Origin of the sequence: Asticcacaulis aquaticus (genome assembly GCF_028550415.1) — a bacterium.
Taxonomy (GTDB): domain Bacteria; phylum Pseudomonadota; class Alphaproteobacteria; order Caulobacterales; family Caulobacteraceae; genus Asticcacaulis; species Asticcacaulis aquaticus.
Map to the genome: position 1 here is coordinate 124,105 of NZ_JAQQKX010000012.1, position 14,010 is coordinate 138,114.

Genomic DNA, 14,010 nt, shown 5'->3' on the forward strand with positions numbered 1-14,010 from the left:
TGTTCCGTCCGTCGAGGTCTTGAAATGGCGTCTCCCTCCCCCATTCGTCTACGCGTCGAAGGCATGGACTGCGGCGCGTGCGCGCTCAAAATCGAAACGGCCGTCAATCGACTGCCGGGTGCCAGCGATGTCGCGGTGTCCTACCAGAACGAAACGCTGGTTCTCAATCTGGATGAGGACCTGACCCCCGCCGCAAAGCTCGAAGACCAGATTCGCAGCCTGGGATATGCACCGTCCGCACTGGCCGAAAAGACGCGCGCGCTTCCAATCGCTAAGACCGCCGAGCCCTGGTGGAAAACCGGTAAGGGTAAGCTGGTGTTGATGACGGGTCTTATGCTGGCTGTCGGACTGGGATTGGAACGCCTGCTCCCCGCCTATGCGCTTTACATCACCTCCATCGCCGCCCTGATCAGCGTGTTTCCGTTCGCACGCCGTGCGGTTTCGGGCGCGCTGGCAGGCTCACCCTTCTCCATCGAAACCCTGATGTCGGTGGCAGCCATCGGCGCCGTGTTTATCGGTGAAGGCGAAGAGGCCCTGACGGTCGTCTTCCTGTTTGCCGTCGGTGAGGTTCTTGAAACCGTTGCCGCGGGGCGTGCTCGCGCGGGTATCGAGGCCCTGATCGGATTGGTTCCCCGTACAGCCCGTGTGGAACGCGATAGCGGCGTCGAAGAGATCCAGGCGGAAGCTTTGGAAATCGGCGATATTGCCATCGTCCGGCCCGGCGATCGTATCCCCTCCGACGGAGAGGTGGTTGAAGGCGAAAGCGAGGTCGACGAGTCGCCCGTGACCGGCGAGTCTGTGCCCGTGTTCAAGGGGTCGGGCTCGGACGTGTTTGCCGGCAGTATCAACGCCAATGGGGTTCTTCGGGTGCGTATCACGCATAAGGCCGCCGACAACACCATTGCCCGGATCATCCACCTCGTTGAAGAGGCGCAGGAGAGCAAGGCGCCCACGGCACGCTTCATCGACAGGTTCAGCCTGTGGTATACGCCGGCTGCGATGCTGGTGGCAGCCCTGATCATCGTCATTCCGCCCGTGCTCTTTGCTCAGGACTGGACGACGTGGATTTATCGCGGACTGGCGACCTTGCTCATTGCGTGTCCCTGCGCGCTGGTCATCTCAACCCCGACAGCGATTGCCTCGGGTCTGGCCGCCGGGGCGCGGCAAGGTCTGCTGATCAAGGGCGGCGCGGCACTGGAAACGCTCGGCAAGATCAAGACGGTCGCTTTCGACAAGACCGGCACGCTAACGCGCGGCAAGCCGCAAGCGACCGACGTCATTGCTCTTACGGGGAATGAAGACGACCTGCTGGCGCGCGCCGCTGCCGTCGAAGCCAATACCAGCCATCCGCTGGGCAAGGCCATTGTTGACGCCGCCCGCACACGCGCGTTGGACATTCCCGCCGCCTTCGGCGGCTCGACCGCCGTGCCGGGAAAGGCCGTGACGGCGCGATTGAAGTCAGGCTTTGTCTCGGTCGGCTCCCCATCCTTCGCAGCCAGCAAGGCGGCGCTATCAGACGAGACGACGGCCAGGATCAACGCCCTTGAGGAGGAAGGCAAGACGGTCGTGGTTGTCCTCGGCGGCAAGGTCGCCGAAGGCTTGATCGCTATACGCGATGAATTGCGCGAGGATGCGAAGTCCGCCGTAGCGGCCCTGAAAGCACGCGGCATAAACGCGCTGATGCTGACCGGCGACAATCGCCGAACGGCTGCTGCCATCGCCGCACAGGTCGGCGTTGAGGCGGAGGCCGAACTGCTACCGGAGGCCAAACTCGCCCGTATTGCGCAGATCGCCAAGGATAGCCCGATTGCCATGGTCGGTGACGGGATCAACGACGCCCCCGCCCTCGCTGCCGCCTCGGTCGGCATCGCCATGGGCGGCGGCACCGATGTGGCGCTGGAAACCGCCGACGCCGCACTGCTGAAGGATCGCGTCTCGGGCGTTCCCCAACTCATCGCCCTGTCGAGGGCAACGCTGGGAAACATCTGGCAGAACATCGCCCTGGCTCTCGGTCTGAAGGCGATCTTCCTCGTCACTACACTGACTGGGGCGACGACCCTGTGGATGGCGATCCTCGCCGACACCGGTGCGACCGTGCTTGTGACGCTGAACGCCTTGCGCCTTCTGGGCTTCAGGAGCCGGTAAGCTTCAAAGACAAAAGGTGCTTAGTCACCGGCGCACGTTTCCTCAATAGACTTTCTGCTTGAAATCAGAAGCGGACCCGAAGCCCGGCATTGGCGGTAAATCCCTCGGTCGGTTGCCAGGCATCGACGGTCCAGCGGCCATCAGGGGCACGGCGTGGTCGCACCAGCGGATCGTGCTTCGTCTGGCGGACATTGAGCAGGTTTTCCAGGTTCAGGAACAGGCTGACCTTACCGAGCTTGACCTCTCCCATGGCACCCAGTTCCCAGTAGGGCTTGCTTTCGGTGCGATAGGGATTGTCTTCCAGGATCTGGCGGCCTGTGTAATAGGCTTCAAGACCTATCCGGCCCTTGCCGTGCTCCTCCCACATGGCAACCAGACCGCCCGTATGCTTCGGGGTATCCGGCATGTCGCGGCGCAGGCCGGTGGCTGGATCAGTCTCAGTCGCATCGACGATGACGTAGCTGCCGGTCAGCGAGAAGGCCTCATGTCGGTAGCGCAGGCGCAGTTCCGAACCACGCGTGCGGGTGACACCGATCGCGTTTATCAGCCGCACGCTGGTGTCGCTGGTCTCCTGAAGCTGGACGGCATTGTCGATGTCCGACCCGAAGAGCGTCATGTTCGCCTCCAGCGGTCCTGCCGTGTAGGTCAGATCAACAGAGGCCGTCTGCGCTTCCTCGGCCTCCAGACGTCCGAGCGGTGACAGACGCGCCAGACCGGCGGCTTCTATCTCCTCCACAAACGGCGTCGGTGCATAATAGCCGCGTCCGACCGAAGCGCGCACCGTCCAGTTACCGGGACGGTAGAGCATCGAGACGCGTGGGCTGAATTGCGAACCATATTCGCTGTGATCATCCAGACGCGCGCTTCCAGCAAGGGTCAAATCGCCCATCTTCTGTTCCACCTGACCGAAAACCCCCGGCACGGTGTAATCGTAGTTGAATCCGCTGTAGCGCTTCGAACGATAGCGGTCGCCCTGCCAGGCGACACCAGCAACCCATGACGTGCCGCCTTTTTCGCCGGTAAGGGAGGTCTCGAAAAATGTCGTATTATGATTGTCGCGGTCCGTGACCTCACCAAAACGATGATTGTGGCGTTGGCTGAGCGTCGAGGCGCGAACATGCAGCGTGCCGACGCCTTCGACCGGGGCTTGCGCGGTCAGGCCAGCGTCCAGACGACGGCTGTCTTGTGCCTCGCGGAAAGTGGTGCCGTCCGCAACGGTGCGGCCCGAAACGGTCCCGCCATCGCGCTGTTCGGTCATAGCGCCCAGCGTCAGCAAGGCCTTGGCGCCATTGTCCCCATACCAGAACAGACGCGGACGCAAAGTCCAGCGCTCGTACCCTGCCATATCGATCCAGCCGTCACCGTCGATATCGTTCTGATCCTGCCGGTGATACCCGCCCGTGATCGAATAACTCAGGCGCTCGCTGATTGGGGCGGAGCTATAGGCCGTCAGGTCCTGACCGCCTCGGCTGGTGACATTGAACAGAAGCTCGGATTCAAGTTCAGGGCTAGGGCGACGCGACACCAGATTGATTACGCCCGCCAGGGCCGACCCGCCGTAGAGCGCTGAGGCCGAGCCCTTAATGACTTCGACCTGCCCCAGATCGGTGGGTGGCGTCTGCAACAGGCCCAGGGACTGGCCACCGTAGAGTGGCAGTCCGTCGGTCAACAAGAGGGTGTAGCGCCCCTTCATGCCCTGCATTCGGATATTGGATGCCCCCAACGACGGCGACGTCACCTGAACACGGATGCCGGGGGTTTCGCTAACCAACATCGCGATGTTGCCGGGCATCATCGCGATCTTTTCTACGATCTCTTCGCGGCTCATCACCTCCACGCGGATAGGCTCATCTTGAAGCTTACGGCTGGCGCGGGTCGCCTGAATGATAACTTCCTGAACCTCTTCCTCCTCATGCGACTTGTGTTCGTCATGGTTCTGAGCGAACGCCGATGGTGTCGCGGCAACTGAGAGTACAGCGAGCGCGGCAAGAGCCGTGCTTTGGGCGAGAAATGGTTTGAAATTACGCACGATCAACCTCGGCAAATGAATACGTGCCGGTCCATACAGTCTGTAGCTACTAGAGGGTCAAGGGTGTTTCTGGGTGTCGACCATAAATGTGACGGAGAGGTTTCAGACGAGGCCGTTCATCACTGCGACCCTGCCGTAATCCGGTGCCCCTTTAATGTTCAGAGGCCCAGCGCGGGCTGTGTCCGAAATTTGAGTTACGGATTGATTGAGCTCTGTGACCGCATCGGACATATGCTGAGCCTGGATTCGTGCGGTCTTTACCTCGGCGGTGATATGAGCCGTGGCTGCCATGGCGTTTGACGCTTGCTGTGACTGCTCAACAGCCTGAATCAACAGCGTCTCATTGTGCTTTTGCAAACTGTCAGCAAGGGCGGTCAATGCCTTTACGACGATGGGAGGAAAGGACTCCAGGTCTGGCAAGGCGGTGCCAGCCTGCAATGCCTGAAGGGCAACGGCTAAAAGAGTGGCGTCAACATAATCGGGCCTTTCCGGCTCAATACAGGTTCTTTTCACGGACTGAGAAAATAGAGTGCGCATGTCGGTCCCCAAGGCTTGATATAACCTTACAAGCACAAGGGGAATTAAGCGGAGATTAATGATGGGTTCGTTGTATTCGATTGTGTATCGAGCCGCCACTTCAGGCTGTTTCGAGAGGTGCCACTACCTGTAAATCGCCAGCAGAACGCTTAAGAGCCCATATATCTCAACATCATCCAGGGTATACCAGATATGCTGGCCTTCCTTGCGTGTCGAAACAATTCCGGCCTCCCTGAATTGGGCGAGATGCTGAGACAAAGCCGATTGAGATAGGCCTGTGATGACCGTCAACTCGCCGACCGTTCTGGGTGAGTGAACTATGGCGTAGAGCATTGTTAAACGGGCTGGGCTGGCCAATACCTTCATAGCTTTGGAAATTTTTTCTATTTTTGGAGTGTCAGGCTGCCGTACATTGCTTGGGTCGATGACGGACAAGTCTGCCGCCCCCCTGCAATTACCCTCTTTCAAATCGCGCTTACTCATCAGAGGCCGCGCCATCGAGGACACGAATCACCGGCTCGAACGGGGTGAAACCCTTGCGTTTAACCGAGTCGAAATTCTTGGCCGGATCATAGGCCGCGACACCCGGCGTAAGGGTCGTGGCATTGAGGTCGCCCATCACCGCCAGAACCTGCGACGCCGCGACATATTCGGCACGCTGGGCATTGATGAGGTCCAGTTGCGCGCGGCGCAATTCCTGCACGGCGTTCAGCACCTCGATATTGGTGCGCAGACCGACCTGTTGTTCATACTCGACGCCCTCGGCGGCGACCGACGCGGCACGGACCTGTTCCCTGTTAGCGAGCGTAGCCGAGCGAGCGGCGATCATATTGGCCCACGCCGTCGATACGTCCTGCACCACGCCGCGGCGGGCCAGTTCGACCGTTATCTTCTGGGCGTTATGACCTTCGGTGGCCTGACGCACGCGCGACGAATTATAGCCGGCGCTGAACAGCGGCATGGTGAAGCGCACGGTGGCGGTCGCGGCATCGCGGCTGTCGAGGTTTTTGAAATCACCCGTCGGCGCGCTGGTGCTGTATCCCGCACCCAGAGTGACGCGCGGCCCCAGCCCGGCCTTTGCCTGCGCTACGCGCGCCCGTGCGGCGGCCTCTGCCCATTTGGCAGCGTTCAGTTGTGGGTTATTCGCCTCGGCGCGGTCCAGCGCGGCATCAAACGTCTCGGGCAGGTTGGGCAGGCCCGGAACCGGGTCGAGCGCGGTGGGCGTCTGACCGACGACGGCCACGTACTGCGCGCGGCTGACGTCAAGCTGCGCCTGCGCCTGCGCCAGAGACGCTGAAGAGGCCGCCAGACGCGCTTCGGACTGCGCCACGTCGGTGCGGGTCAGTTCGCCGACGTCGAAGCGCGCCTTGGTTTCGTCAAGCTGACGCTTGAGGACGGTATAGTTTTCTTCGCCGATGCGCAGGGCCTCCTGGTCGCGGCGCACAGCGGTATAGATGCTGATAACGTCACCGAGGACCTGAGTCTCAACAGCACGCAGGTCCTCTCGACCGGCCAGCACGTCAGCCTCGGCGGCCTTCACGCCTGACGACAGGCCGCCCGACGCGAACAGGGTCTGACTGGCGGACAGGTTCAGCGCCGTATTTGACTTGGGTGAACCAAAGGCGGAAACATCGGTATAGTCGACACTGGCCCCGGCATCGAGTGTCGGGCCAAGGTCGGCACGCGCCTGCACATAGGTTTCATCCGTGCTACGCTGTTGAGCGCGGGCGCGTTGCAGCGTCGGATTGTTGGCATAGGCCATGGTAACAGCCTCAGCCAGCGATTCCGCAACGGCCGGCAGGGCCATCCCTATCAGTGCCGTGAACGATAGACCGGCCATCAGCAGAGATCTTACCGGATGCAAACACCTATGCATTACTTTGTATCCGAAAACTGTTCAAACGCCATAACCGCGTCGGCGGCGTACATGAGTGACGGACCGCCGCCCATGTAGATGGCCATGCCGAGGGTTTCCTCGACTTCCGCCTTGGTGGCGCCCAGTCGGGCCAATGCTTCGGTGTGAAACCCGATGCAGCCATCGCAACGGGTGGCAACACCAATGGCCAGAGCAATCAGTTCCTTTGTTTTTTTGTCTAGCGCCCCATCGGCCGTTGCCGATTTGGCTAGCGCAGAAAAACCCGCCATCGTCTCCGGTATGTCTTTGCGCAGTGTCTTCAGATTGGCCGAAAGGCGCGCTGTAATTTCAGGGTAGGACTTGCTCATTTAAAAGCCGCTCCTGACTTTGCGCCCAATGCCTTGAAAATCATCGCTGCCGGACAAAACCCCGTGATGCTGGCCTGAATGAGGTTCGCACCGACAAACACAGTCAACCATATCCAGGCTGGATTTACAAAATGGCTAAGAGCAACACTGATAAGCACGACGACGCCTGCGAAGGCCATGACCATACGATCTACTGACATAGGGATATCTCCTTGGTTTATTTGATCTTGTGCGCACCGATAAGGTCGAGCGCGAGCTTTTCGTAAAACGGTTCGGACTTTCCGGACTTCACCTTGCCAATGAAGTATTTCTCGAAACCGACCTTGGCCAGATGGACCCACTTGCCCGACGCCGACCAGTTGATGTTGCGCGGTGGAATCTGCGGCTGCGCAAAAAAGGCAACGCCACCATCGCCGAAGTCCGCCAGACAGATGGCGTTCCAGGTCGCTTCGTGCGTCGGGGCCTTACCTGCCAGTATCAACTTGAAGTTGTGCGCGATGGCCGTGACCATGGACTCGATCATAAAACCGGTCTTGGGTACGCCGACAGGCACCGGGGTCTTACCCGTGGGCGCAATGGCGACGCAGACGCCGAGTGCGAAGATATTGGGATAGGTCGGATTGCGCTGATGCTTGTCCACGAGGATAAACCCGCGCGGATTGGTCAGACCCTCATGCCCGCGTACGGCTTCAACGCCCCGGAAGGCCGGAAGCATCATCGAAAAGCCAAAGGGCAACTCGTAATGCGCCTTTGTCGAACCGTCTTCATTGACCTCGTCGACGTGCATCAACCCGGCCTCGACCTTTTCGACCTTGGCATTGGTGATCCATTTGATGTGACGCTGGCGCAGTTCACTTTCCAGCAAGCCCTTGGTGTCACCCACACCATCCAGCCCCAGATGCCCGACATAGGGCTCGGAGGTCACAAATGTCATTGGTACCTTGTCGCGCAACTTGCGTTTGCGCAGTTCTGTATCGAGGATGAGGGCAAACTCATAGGCGGGACCAAAACACGAGGCCCCCTGCACCGCTCCGACCACTATGGGCTTCGAGTCCTTGGCAAAAGCCTCAAACACATCTGATGCCGCCAAGGCATGATCGACGTGACAAACCGACTGTGTGAAATGCTCCGGACCGAAGCCCTCGATCTCGTCGAAGGCCAACTCTGGACCGGTGGCTATAACCAGATAATCGTAAGCCAGGTCCAATCCACTGGTCAGGGTAACTTTATTCTCATGGGGCGCGATCGACTTGGCACCCATCGGATAGAAGGCAACGCCCTTACGTTTGAACACCGGCTTCAAATCGACTTCGATAGCGTCGCGGGTCCGCCATTTCACGGCGACCCACGGATTGGAGGGCACGAAATGAAACCGATCGCCTCTATTAACAACGCTCACATCGGCCTTGTCGCCTACAGCGTCCTTGATCTCGAATGCAGCGATAGTCCCACCAAGACCGGCCCCTAAAATCACGATGTGTGGTTTAGTCATCTCAACGTCTCCCGACCAAGGCGCCGCCCCTCCCTGCGAGGTATTGATTTTTAGCGCGCCATGATCTTGCCTTTAATTGCATAATATCTTAAATACGAAATTATAGAAATTCAACCCCTCATTTGGAGGCCACGATGTTCGGACTTTTCAAAGCCAACAACCCGATTGTGAATTTTACCCCGCAGGCGGTGTCTGACGGCCTTAAAAAGGGGACAATCACCCTCGTAGATGTGCGCGAACCGTCTGAATTTGCGGCCGAACATATCAAGGGCGCGATCAATATCCCGCTGTCGCGTCTCGCCCCGGAGGCTTTGCCTGAGGCGAATGGCCGCACACTGGTTTTGCAATGTCTGGCCGGTGGACGCTCGGCTCAAGGCGTTAGTAGCTGTCGTGGATTTGGTCTGGAGGTTGATCACCACTTGCAGGGTGGCCTCAATGCCTGGAAGGCCGCAGGCCTGCCGACGGTTCGCTGAGAAAGGTAATAGTTATGCCTCGCGCAACTGTACGTCTGTTTATCGCATCCGCCTTGACGGTGATCGCCGTCTCAGGACTCTCGGCCTGTTCCGATGAGCACACATCGCTGCCAGATAAGACCGCCACCGCCCAAAAGGTAATCGGTGATCTCATTAACGTTAGCACGGCGGAGATCGATGATATCAAACGCATGTCCGGTATCGTAACCACCCGCGACATGGGCGAGGCTGTGGCCCGCATCCCCGGCGTACTGGTTACGCTGAATGTCCGCGAAGGTGACACGGTTTCAAAGGGGCAGATTATCGGCGTAGTGAAAGATCAGCGGCTAAATTTTGAAGCCAGCGCCTACGCCGCCACAGCTACACAGGCTGAGGCCGACTACAAACGTATCAAGACGCTCTATGACAAGGGTATCTATACGAAGGCGCGGCTGGAGCAAGCGGAGTCCGTCTGGAAGGCGGCGCAGGCCCAAAGGGCGGCTGCGGGCGAACTGGCCGGACAAGGCGTCATTCGTGCGCCGGCTTCAGGCGTCGTCGTAAAGGCCGACGTTCCGGCCGGTGCCGTCGTCATGGCCGGGCAGTCCGTGGCAACCGTCACGGCCGGCCCGCGCGTCGTCCGCCTTCAGTTACCGGAACAGCAGGCGCGCGCGCTTCGGGTCGGACAGTTAGTAGACCTGGATGCCAATGGCGTTACCGCTACAGGGACAATCAGCCAGATCTATCCGTCTGTGGAAAACGGTCAGGTGGTCGCCGATGTCACGCCCTCCGGACTGGAGCAGGTTCTGGTGGGTGAGCGCGTCATCACCTCGCTCAGCCTCGGTAAACGTCAGGGGATTCAGGTGCCGACCGCCTATGTGGCCACGCGCTACGGCCTCGACTATGTGCGTCTGATCGCACCTGACCGCACCTTCAGCGAAATTCCAGTGCAGACCGCGCCTCTTTCGGGGGGACAGGTCGAAATCCTCAGCGGGCTCAAGGATGGAGACAGACTGGCTCCCTATGGAGCGGTGAAATGAACGACGCCAAATTAGGACTGTCGGGCCGCCTGACTAAGGCCACGCTGAACTCACCCCTCACGCCTCTGGCCCTGCTGGTGGCCGTGTTTGTCGGCCTGATGGCGGTTATGTCCATCCCGCGTGAGGAGGAGCCGCAGATTTCGGTTCCCATGGTCGATATTCAGGTCGCGGCAGCCGGGCTTAAAGTCAATGACGCCAAGGAACTGATCGCAAGGCCGCTTGAAACCATTGTCAAAAGCATCAACGGCGTCGATCACGTCTATAGCTTTATCGAAGACGATGCCGTGATGGTGACGGCGCGCTTCAAGGTGGGGACCGACCCCGATTCCGCCGCCGTGCGCATCCATGAAAAGCTGCGGGCCAATGCCGACAAGATGCCAAAGGGCATCCCCGAACCGCTCATTTCGACGCGCGGCATCAATGACGTGCCGTCAATGATCATCACCCTGTCGCCCACGGCCGGTGCCGGAGCGCGCATCGACGACGTGGCGCTGTACGGACTGGCGCTCAAACTGCGCAGCGAGATGGCCAAGGTGGACAATGTCGGCCTGACCTTCATCACCGGCGGCCGCCCGGAAGAAATACGCATCGAGCCGGACCCGGCGCGCATGAGCCTGCACGGCGTGTCCCTGACGGCGCTAACCCAGGCGATTTCGGCGGCCAACCAAACCCTGCCCGCCGGTGTGGTGCGCGACGGAGGCCAGACGCTTGACCTTAAGGCCGGGCGCTCGCTCAACACCGTCTTCGATGTGGGGCAGATCACCGTGACCTCGGTCAGCGGTCAGCCGGTTTTGGTTCGCGACGTCACCACTATCGTGCAGGCCCCACGGGAAGATCAGGCGCGCGTGACCCGCTATCGCCAGACGGCTCAGGGGATTGAGTCCGCGCCCGCCGTCTCATTGGCCATCGCCAAGCGTCAGGGGGCGAATGCGGTTATCGTCTCTGAGGCCATTCACAAACGGCTTGAGGGGCTCAAAGGCTCGTTGATCCCGTCTGGGGTTGAGGTGTCGATTACGCGCGACTACGGCGAAACGGCCAATGAAAAGGCCAATGAGTTGCTGTTCCATCTGGGGCTGGCCACCGCTTCTATCGTGGTGCTGATCGGCTTTGCCATCGGCTGGCGCGAAGCCGCGGTCACCGCCGTGGTCATCCCGACCACCATCCTTTTGACGCTGTTCGCCTCGAACCTGATGGGCTTCACCATCAACCGCGTCAGCCTGTTCGCCCTGATCTTCTCCATTGGCATTCTGGTCGATGATGCCATCGTGATGATCGAAAACATCGCGCGGCACTGGGGTATGAAAGATGGCCGAAGCCGCGCGCAGGCCACCATAGAAGCTGTGGCCGAAGTCGGTAACCCCACCATTGTCGCCACCCTGACCGTGGTGGCGGCGTTGCTGCCCATGCTGTTCGTCTCCGGTCTTATGGGGCCCTATATGGCCCCTATCCCGGTCAATGCCTCGGCGGCCATGGTCTTTTCGTTTTTTGTTGCCGTGATCCTCGCGCCGTGGCTGATGATCCGCTTTGCGCGCAAATCGCTGAGCGACGGCCAATCACACGACCACGAAGGCTTTATCGGCCTCCTCTATCGCCGTGTGGCGTCGAAGGTTATCGCCACGAAAAAGACGGCCTGGGCATTTCTGCTGGTCATCGGCGCGGCCACGCTCGTCTCCATGAGCCTGTTCGCCTTCAAGGTGGTGACGGTCAAGCTGCTGCCGTTCGACAATAAATCGGAGCTTCAGGTGATCGCCGACCTGCCCGAAGGCACGTCGCTGGAGATGACACAGCGCGTGCTGGCCGAGGCCGCGCGGGTTACCGCCGGCTTGAAAGAGGTCGAGGCCATAGACGCCTATGCCGGGACCGCCACACCGTTCAACTTCAACGGGCTGGTGCGTCACTACTATCTGCGCAGCCGTCCCGAACAGGGCGACCTCAATGTGCTGCTGGCCCCCAAGGGCGAGCGCTCGCGCGCCAGCCATGCCATTGCGCTGGACCTGCGCCAGAGACTGAAAACGGTGGCCCTGCCCGCAGGGGGTGTATTGAAGGTGGTCGAAGCGCCGCCGGGACCGCCGGTCATGGCCACCCTTTTGGCTGAAATCTATGGACCGGATGCCGCCACGCGCCGCGCCGTTGCCGAGAAGGTCAAGGCCATCTTTAAGGACATCGAATTTATCGTCGATGTGGACGATTCCTATGGTCTGCCGCGCCCGACGCTGAACGTCGTGCCTGATCGCACACGTATGGAAAGCCTCAGCGTGTCGGAAGGCGAACTCTATGCCTCGGTCAACACGCTGATGAACGGGCAGGTTCTCGGCTATGCGCAGCAGGCCGGGCGCAGCGGCGAAGGCCGCGAACCGCTCGAAATAGCCCTGCGCCTGCCTCAGAACGCACGCTATATTAGCGAAACTCTTGCGTCCATGCCCGTCGCCACCTCTGGCGGACGACTGGTCGCACTGAACGAGATCGCAGCCTTTGAACGCGGACAGGGCTCGACCGCCTACTTCCGCCGTGACGGGCGCGATGCCGACATGATCATGGCTGAACTGGCCGGACGGTATGAAGCGCCCATCTATGGTCTCGGCGCGGTCGATGATGCGATTAATGCCGCCGATTGGGGTAACCTGCCTAAGCCGGTGATCCGCCTGAACGGTCAGCCCGAAGACGAAACCCGCCCGACGCTCTTGTGGGACGGCGAATGGGAGATCACCTGGGTCACCTTCCGCGACATGGGGGCAGCCTTTGGGGTGGCGCTTCTGGGCATCTATATTCTGGTGGTGGCGCAGTTCAAAAACTTCCGACTGCCGCTGGTCATACTGACGCCAGTGCCGCTGACCCTGATCGGCATCGTCATCGGGCACATGCTGTTCGGCGCGCCGTTCTCAGCCACATCGATGATCGGCTTTATCGCACTGGCCGGAATCATCGTCCGCAATTCGATCCTGCTGGTCGATTTTATCCGCCATGCCGAGTTCGGTGCGGATGGTCAACCTCGCCCCTTGCGCGAAGTGCTTCTGGAGGCTGGCGCGACGCGCTTCAAACCGATCCTTTTGACGGCCCTTGCGGCCATGATCGGGGCCAGCGTCATCCTGTTCGATCCGATCTTTCAGGGGCTGGCCATTTCCTTGCTGTTTGGCCTGCTGTCCTCTACGTTACTGACTGTGTTAGTAATTCCCGCGATCTATGTCGTTTTTAAAGACGACGCCGTAAAACGAGTTAAGTAAAATGGTCACCACACAGGATATACAGGCGCTCAAACCCAATGTGCGGCGTGCAACGCGAATGCTCAAATTGCTCGCCAGCGAACATAGGCTGATGATCCTGTGCCGGCTGTTCGAGGGCGAAGCCAATGTCACTGACCTCGCCGAAACGCTTGGCCAGACTGTGTCGTCAACGTCGCAACATCTAGCGAAGATGCGGGCGGAAGAGTTGGTCGAGACGCGTCGGGACGGACAGACTATCTATTATTCGATCGGCGACCCGGCCGCCAAAAAGGTCGTCGATACTCTCTGTCAAATTTACAAATAGCGAAGACACAGTTGAAGATGCCTAACAATAGCCTGTCGCTGGATAATTATCTTCCGTTTCGTCTCTCCGTCGCTTCCAACGCGGTATCGACGCTGATTTCATCTGCATATGACAGCCTTTACGCATTGGCGATCCCCGAATGGCGTCTCATCTGGGTTCTGAATGAGGATGGCCCCTCAACGCAACGTGAAATGGTTCAACGTACGGGAATGGACAAGGTGACGGTCTCACGCGCAGCGCACAGTCTCGCCAAACGAAGGCTGGTCACCCGATCACCGCATGAACACGATGGTCGCTCTCACCATCTAATTCTCACGCCGGAAGGGCAACGGCTGTTTAACGATGTGGCACCTTCCGCTGGGGAGTTCGAGCGTCAGGTTCTCGAAGGACTGACCGAGACTGAAACGGCATTACTAAAGGATGTTTTGCGCCGGATAGAAACAGCAGCCATTGAAAGACGACGGCATCTTGAACTGTGAGGGTCTTATGGCAATCGGAATCCAGGTTTGTGAATTGTGAGGTGTAGGCGCTGCCACACTTGCATCGATGCGGTTTGCCAAGTGACCTTCC

At 59.7% G+C, this 14,010-nt stretch carries 13 protein-coding genes; 6 read left to right on the forward strand and 7 right to left on the reverse strand.

The features are described from left to right. The first annotated feature begins 24 nt into the window (after positions 1-24). Positions 25-2,145, forward strand: a complete 2,121-nt coding sequence (locus PQU92_RS14530) for a heavy metal translocating P-type ATPase (RefSeq protein WP_272748965.1) — start codon at positions 25-27, stop codon at positions 2,143-2,145. 64 nt (positions 2,146-2,209) lie between these two features. Here the strand turns inward: PQU92_RS14530 and PQU92_RS14535 are convergent, their stop codons facing one another. The 7 genes from PQU92_RS14535 to PQU92_RS14565 form a co-directional block, all read right to left on the reverse strand. Beyond that, complete coding sequence (locus tag PQU92_RS14535; protein ID WP_272748966.1) at positions 2,210-4,174, reverse strand: TonB-dependent receptor plug domain-containing protein; 1,965 nt, start codon at positions 4,172-4,174, stop codon at positions 2,210-2,212. A 102-nt stretch (positions 4,175-4,276) separates the two neighbouring features. Further along, positions 4,277-4,711, reverse strand: a complete 435-nt coding sequence (locus PQU92_RS14540; RefSeq protein ID WP_272748967.1) for a hypothetical protein — start codon at positions 4,709-4,711, stop codon at positions 4,277-4,279. A gap of 123 nt (positions 4,712-4,834) precedes the next feature. After that, on the reverse strand, positions 4,835-5,194 hold the full coding sequence (locus tag PQU92_RS14545; RefSeq protein WP_272748968.1) for an ArsR/SmtB family transcription factor: 360 nt from the start codon (positions 5,192-5,194) through the stop codon (positions 4,835-4,837). After that, positions 5,187-6,551 (reverse strand): TolC family outer membrane protein, encoded by a 1,365-nt coding sequence (locus PQU92_RS14550; protein ID WP_272748969.1) that lies wholly within the window; start codon positions 6,549-6,551, stop codon positions 5,187-5,189. The genes PQU92_RS14545 and PQU92_RS14550 overlap by 8 nt, the downstream gene beginning before the upstream one ends. A 35-nt stretch (positions 6,552-6,586) precedes the next feature. Beyond that, the gene (locus PQU92_RS14555) at positions 6,587-6,934 is read right to left on the reverse strand and encodes a carboxymuconolactone decarboxylase family protein (RefSeq protein WP_272748970.1); all 348 of its coding nucleotides are present in this window, start codon (positions 6,932-6,934) and stop codon (positions 6,587-6,589) included. Continuing rightward, positions 6,931-7,134: a YgaP family membrane protein gene (locus PQU92_RS14560; protein WP_272748971.1), complete on the reverse strand. Its 204-nt coding sequence runs from the start codon at positions 7,132-7,134 to the stop codon at positions 6,931-6,933. Before PQU92_RS14560 ends, PQU92_RS14555 begins: the two co-directional genes overlap by 4 nt. A 17-nt stretch (positions 7,135-7,151) precedes the next feature. Next, positions 7,152-8,426: an NAD(P)/FAD-dependent oxidoreductase gene (locus tag PQU92_RS14565; RefSeq protein ID WP_272748972.1), complete on the reverse strand. Its 1,275-nt coding sequence runs from the start codon at positions 8,424-8,426 to the stop codon at positions 7,152-7,154. A gap of 134 nt (positions 8,427-8,560) precedes the next feature. Here PQU92_RS14565 and PQU92_RS14570 point away from each other — a divergent pair, with 134 nt between their 5' ends. From PQU92_RS14570 to PQU92_RS14590, 5 genes are read left to right on the forward strand one after another with little or no spacing between them, the layout of a single operon-like run. Further along, complete coding sequence (locus PQU92_RS14570) at positions 8,561-8,899, forward strand: rhodanese-like domain-containing protein (RefSeq protein WP_272748973.1); 339 nt, start codon at positions 8,561-8,563, stop codon at positions 8,897-8,899. A 14-nt stretch (positions 8,900-8,913) separates the two neighbouring features. Further along, on the forward strand, positions 8,914-9,915 hold the full coding sequence (locus PQU92_RS14575) for an efflux RND transporter periplasmic adaptor subunit (protein ID WP_272748974.1): 1,002 nt from the start codon (positions 8,914-8,916) through the stop codon (positions 9,913-9,915). After that, complete coding sequence (locus PQU92_RS14580) at positions 9,912-13,136, forward strand: efflux RND transporter permease subunit (RefSeq protein ID WP_272748975.1); 3,225 nt, start codon at positions 9,912-9,914, stop codon at positions 13,134-13,136. Before PQU92_RS14575 ends, PQU92_RS14580 begins: the two co-directional genes overlap by 4 nt. A gap of 1 nt (position 13,137) precedes the next feature. Further along, positions 13,138-13,440 (forward strand): ArsR/SmtB family transcription factor, encoded by a 303-nt coding sequence (locus PQU92_RS14585; RefSeq protein WP_272748976.1) that lies wholly within the window; start codon positions 13,138-13,140, stop codon positions 13,438-13,440. 17 nt (positions 13,441-13,457) lie between these two features. Further along, entirely contained in the window at positions 13,458-13,919 is a 462-nt protein-coding gene (locus PQU92_RS14590; protein WP_272748977.1) for a MarR family winged helix-turn-helix transcriptional regulator, read from the forward strand. Positions 13,920-14,010: the final 91 nt, after the last annotated feature.

Bases quoted from the DNA above. Each gene is read 5' to 3' on its own strand.
- PQU92_RS14530 (WP_272748965.1), top strand. From the start codon at position 25: ATGGCGTCTCCCTCCCCCATTCGTCTACGCGTCGAAGGCATGGACTGC.
- PQU92_RS14540 (WP_272748967.1), bottom strand. From the start codon at position 4,711: ATGCGCACTCTATTTTCTCAGTCCGTGAAAAGAACCTGTATTGAGCCG.
- PQU92_RS14545 (WP_272748968.1), bottom strand. From the start codon at position 5,194: ATGAGTAAGCGCGATTTGAAAGAGGGTAATTGCAGGGGGGCGGCAGAC.
- PQU92_RS14550 (WP_272748969.1), bottom strand. From the start codon at position 6,551: ATGGCCGGTCTATCGTTCACGGCACTGATAGGGATGGCCCTGCCGGCC.
- PQU92_RS14555 (WP_272748970.1), bottom strand. From the start codon at position 6,934: ATGAGCAAGTCCTACCCTGAAATTACAGCGCGCCTTTCGGCCAATCTG.
- PQU92_RS14560 (WP_272748971.1), bottom strand. From the start codon at position 7,134: ATGTCAGTAGATCGTATGGTCATGGCCTTCGCAGGCGTCGTCGTGCTT.
- PQU92_RS14565 (WP_272748972.1), bottom strand. From the start codon at position 8,426: ATGACTAAACCACACATCGTGATTTTAGGGGCCGGTCTTGGTGGGACT.
- PQU92_RS14570 (WP_272748973.1), top strand. From the start codon at position 8,561: ATGTTCGGACTTTTCAAAGCCAACAACCCGATTGTGAATTTTACCCCG.
- PQU92_RS14575 (WP_272748974.1), top strand. From the start codon at position 8,914: ATGCCTCGCGCAACTGTACGTCTGTTTATCGCATCCGCCTTGACGGTG.
- PQU92_RS14580 (WP_272748975.1), top strand. From the start codon at position 9,912: ATGAACGACGCCAAATTAGGACTGTCGGGCCGCCTGACTAAGGCCACG.
- PQU92_RS14585 (WP_272748976.1), top strand. From the start codon at position 13,138: ATGGTCACCACACAGGATATACAGGCGCTCAAACCCAATGTGCGGCGT.
- PQU92_RS14590 (WP_272748977.1), top strand. From the start codon at position 13,458: ATGCCTAACAATAGCCTGTCGCTGGATAATTATCTTCCGTTTCGTCTC.